Source organism: Pricia sp., from assembly GCF_041745955.1.
In the GTDB taxonomy this organism is placed as follows: domain Bacteria; phylum Bacteroidota; class Bacteroidia; order Flavobacteriales; family Flavobacteriaceae; genus Pricia.
Genome location: NZ_JBGTHY010000398.1, coordinates 1 through 4092 on the forward strand (window position 1 = coordinate 1; position 4092 = coordinate 4092).

The 4092-nt window shown below is 47.7% G+C and carries 3 protein-coding genes; 1 reads left to right on the forward strand and 2 read right to left on the reverse strand.

The genetic code is table 11. The features are described from left to right. Positions 1–1250: histidine ammonia-lyase (gene hutH, locus ACEW8S_RS14315; protein ID WP_373518816.1), on the reverse strand; the 1250-nt coding region annotated here is incomplete at its 3' end. Between the two features lie 174 nt (positions 1251–1424). On the opposite strand from hutH, the gene ACEW8S_RS14320 reads away from it, so the two are divergent. Next, a complete protein-coding gene (locus tag ACEW8S_RS14320; RefSeq protein ID WP_373518817.1) occupies positions 1425–2660 on the forward strand; it encodes an NAD(P)/FAD-dependent oxidoreductase in 1236 nt (411 codons plus the stop codon). A 178-nt stretch (positions 2661–2838) separates the two neighbouring features. On the opposite strand, the gene ACEW8S_RS14325 is transcribed toward ACEW8S_RS14320, so the two are convergent. After that, on the reverse strand, positions 2839–4089 hold the full coding sequence (locus tag ACEW8S_RS14325; protein WP_373518818.1) for a serine hydrolase domain-containing protein: 1251 nt from the start codon (positions 4087–4089) through the stop codon (positions 2839–2841). Positions 4090–4092: the final 3 nt, after the last annotated feature.

Sequence of the window (4092 nt, forward strand, 5' to 3'; positions counted from 1 at the left end):
ATGCTGTGCACGTACATCGGGTTGCTGAGCATCTGGTTTTCCGCCGTGGTCGAGGTGGCCGTGAACTGTACGCCCTGCATGCCGAAATTGAGTCCCAAAGTACCCAAATTTACGAAAGGGGGAAGAATATCGTTCAATTTATGGTTTAAAAGATAGTTCAATTGCCTTTCCGCGAGCATGCTCATTTTGGTCACGACGATCTTTAGCTTGTCCATTTCAAGGGATACATAATCGCCATGAAAATTACCGCCGTGGTATACGTTCTTTCGTTCGACATCGACAATAGGGTTGTCGTTGGCCGAATTGACCTCTTCGATCAAAATGCGCTCGACCTCGTTCAAGGTGTCGAGTATGGGCCCAAGAATTTGGGGCACACAGCGAATGGAGTAGTATTCCTGCACTTTTTCCTCGAAGACCGAGACCCCGTTATTATCGGTGTATAGATGATGTTCGCGCTTTCGGGTCAGGGTACTATCCTTTAAATGGCTGCGCATCGACCTTGCGATTTCACGTTGTCCCTTATGTTTTTTGGTCTGGTTCAGGTGCTCGGAAAGATGGTCGTCATAGGCCTGCATGATTTCGTTGATGGCCGATGAGCAGGCGATCATCCATTCCAGCAAGCGTCGGGTGTAAATGGTGTTCACCATTCCGATACCCGTCATGACTGAAGTGCCGTTGATAAGGCCTAAGCCTTCGCGCAATTTTACGGATATGGGTTGAATGTCTTCCTCTTCAAATACCTCTTGCGTAGGTCTTCTATTCCCCTTAAAAAAAACTTCGCCTTCCCCGATCAATACCAGGGCGAGATGTGCCAGTTGCACCAAATCGCCACTAGCTCCTACGCCGCCATGCTCATAGATCAACGGCGTGATGTCTTTGTTGATCAAGGCGGTCATGGTCGTGATAACCGAGGTATGTACGCCCGAATTGCCCAAGCTAAGGGTGTTCAACCGCGCCAACATAGCGGCTTTTACGTATTTCGGGGGAATGGGGTTTCCCGAGCCGGAAGCATGGCTTCGGATGAGGTTGTACTGCAGTTGAATCGTCTCTGAATCCTTGATTTTATATTGCGCCATAGGGCCAAAGCCCGTGTTTACGCCATAGATGACCTTGTTCTTCGAGAAATCCTTCAAAAAATCGAAACTTTTCTGTACGATTTCTATCACTTTTGGGTCAACGCTAATCGGTTGTCCCTCAAAAATAGTCTTATAAAAATCTTGTATTCCTAATTTTCCCTTGATTTTTGGCATCTGCGGTCGGTTGAATCTGTGGAAGCGCAAAAGGCTTCTATACGTGTTTCCGTTAATCGGGGGGTAAAAATAGCGATTCTGAGATGCAAATTTATAACATTTGCACAATGATTATCGTATTTTTACTTTGAATTTCAATAAGATACCGCGGACTTTACGAAAAAATATGAGTAGATGAAAAGCGAACAAGTGGATGTACTGATTATCGGTGCGGGGCCTTCGGGAGCGGTATCCGCCGCCTACCTTCATAGGCAGGGATTAAAGATCAAGGTGGTTGAAAAAAGTAAGTTTCCTAGATTCGTTATCGGGGAAAGTCTTTTGCCCCGCTGCATGGACCATTTTGAGGAAGTCGGACTGTTGGATGCCCTAAAGGAACAGAATTTTGAGGTCAAGGGAGGTGCCCGTTTTATGCGGGGCGCTAAAATCTGCAATTTTGATTTCAGTAAAAAATTTACGCAAGGATGGGATTGGACCTGGCAAGTGCCACGTGCCGATTTCGATAAGACCCTCACGGATACTTTAAGGGGATGGGGCGTAGACATCGCTTTTGAACAGGAAGTCGTTGCCGTTGAATTCAACGGAAGCGATTCAAACACAACTATTAAGGATGCCGATGGACAACTTTCAACCGTTTCCGCCAAATATATTGTCGATTCCAGCGGCCACGGAAGGGTACTACCGCGTTTGTTGAATCTGGACAAGCCTTCGGAAATCCCCAAACATTCCTCCATCTTTACCCATGTCAAAGATATAAAGCGTCCGGAAGGGCGGGAAGGTACCATCATTACCTTCGATATCGTAAGCCGCGAAACCTGGCTTTGGGTCATTCCCTTTTCCAACGGATATACCAGTATAGGCTACGTCGGCCCCACCGATTATCTAGAATCGTTCAAGGGCGACAACAGTCAAAAACTTCAGGAAATGATGAAATTGTCGGACTACTATTTCGACCGTTTTGATGGTATCGATTACGAGTTCGAGCCTAAAATGATCAAGAACATCGCCAAATCGGTCAAACAGCTCTACGGAGAAGGCTATGTGCTGACCGGAAACAGCGCCGAATTCTTAGATCCCGTATTTTCATCCGGCGTGACCTTTGCCACCGAATCTTCTTTGGTAGCCGCTAAATTGATAGCCCGACAATTGAACGGCGAATCCGTCGACTGGGAAAACGACTACGCCAAGCATATGAAGGAAGGCGTAAAGGTTTTTTCGACGTATGTAAAGGAATGGTACACGGGAAATTTACAGACTATCTTTTTCGATAGTAACGAAAACCCTGTCATCAAGGCGCAGATCTGTGCTGTCTTGGCCGGCTATGTTTGGGACCGGACAAACCCCTTCGTGAAGAACCATCATCGATTGGTAAAGACCGTGGCGCGAGTTGCGGAGCTGGAGCGGGGTTTGTGATTGAGGTGGTATCCTCACAATGAGATTCCCCTAGAAAGTCTTCTTCTCAATCAATTTAGCAAACGATTACCGGTTTTCGGACAGCCTTCATCCATTTGGTCTACGTTACCCTAACAGGTACCATATTTGATTACTTGAATCTAAGAAATGTAATAAAACTTTATCGAGGTTGACAAAACTAATCGTCAATCGACGCAAACACCATTTGCCTGAACTTCCATCCCGTTTCATCGGAAACATCGCCTTGGGTCTGTTTCATCAAGACACCGATCACCTGCTCTTTCGGATCCGCGAAGTACTGGGTGTTGAAATAGCCGCCCCAATCGAAGGTACCAGTACTGCCAATACCGCCTGAATCCCGCCCTTTTTCGCTTACTACCCCGAAGGCCAGGCCATAATGTTTACGTCCGTCGCCGAACAGGTCACCGGTCTGGTTGCCCATGATGCTCTGTACGGTCGTTCTGCCGAGGATTCGTTTTCCGTTCAGTTCACCGTTATTGAGGTACATCTGCAAAAAGGTCGCATAGTCTTTTGCCGTGCTTGAAAGACCCGCACCCCCTGAGAAAAAGCGTTTGGCACCCTTGATCGGGTAGTCGGTATCGTAAAAAGTCTCGGAATACTTCCTCCATTTTCCATCCTCGATCTGTTGAACCGTTACCAGTCGATCCTGTTTTTCCTTCGGAAGATAAAACCAAGTATCGTTCATGCCGAGCGGTTGAAAAATACGGGTTCTCAAAAACTGATCGAAAGGTAGGCCGGAAATCCTTTCGACGAAATAGCCTAGCACGTCGAGCCCCTCACTGTACGAATAGGCATCCCCGGGATTGTGGTGCAAGGGCAGTTTCGCCAATTTCTTGACGCTCTCCCCGATGGTAATATCCTCGGTCGTAAAGAGGTCGGTAATGCCCGCTTTGGCGTATATTTTTTGAAACCGTTCATCGCCGTCGATGACCCCGTATCCCAATCCGGAGGTATGGGTTATCAAATCACGGACGGTAATCTGGTCTTTTGCCGGTTTTACGGTGTAGGTGGAGTCGGTTTCGTTGAACGTATCGAGAATTTGCGCCTCACCGAAATCGGGAATGTATTTTGAGATGGGGTCGTCCAATTGAAATTTTCCTTCCTCCCAGAGCATCATTACGGCGGTGGAGGTAATGGCCTTCGTCTGCGAAGCTATTCTGAAGATGGCATCCTTTGTCATTTCCTTCTTGGCTTGATTGTCCGCCATGCCATAGGCATTATGGAATATGATTTTGCCGTTTCTGGCGATAAGGGCCACAGCACCCGGTACCTGGTCTTCAGCTATCGCCTTCTCGAGCATGGCATCGATTTTAGCCAGGCGTTCGGCGGACATGCCTGCGTTCCCGGGTGAAGTTTCGGAAAGTTGTGGGGAGGCTTGAGCGGATTCTGTTTGGGCGGGGAGGGTTATCGT

What these genes read in the sequence shown, in the direction of transcription:
- ACEW8S_RS14320 (WP_373518817.1), top strand. Translation starts at nt 1,425, where the DNA reads ATGAAAAGCGAACAAGTGGATGTACTGATTATCGGTGCGGGGCCTTCG.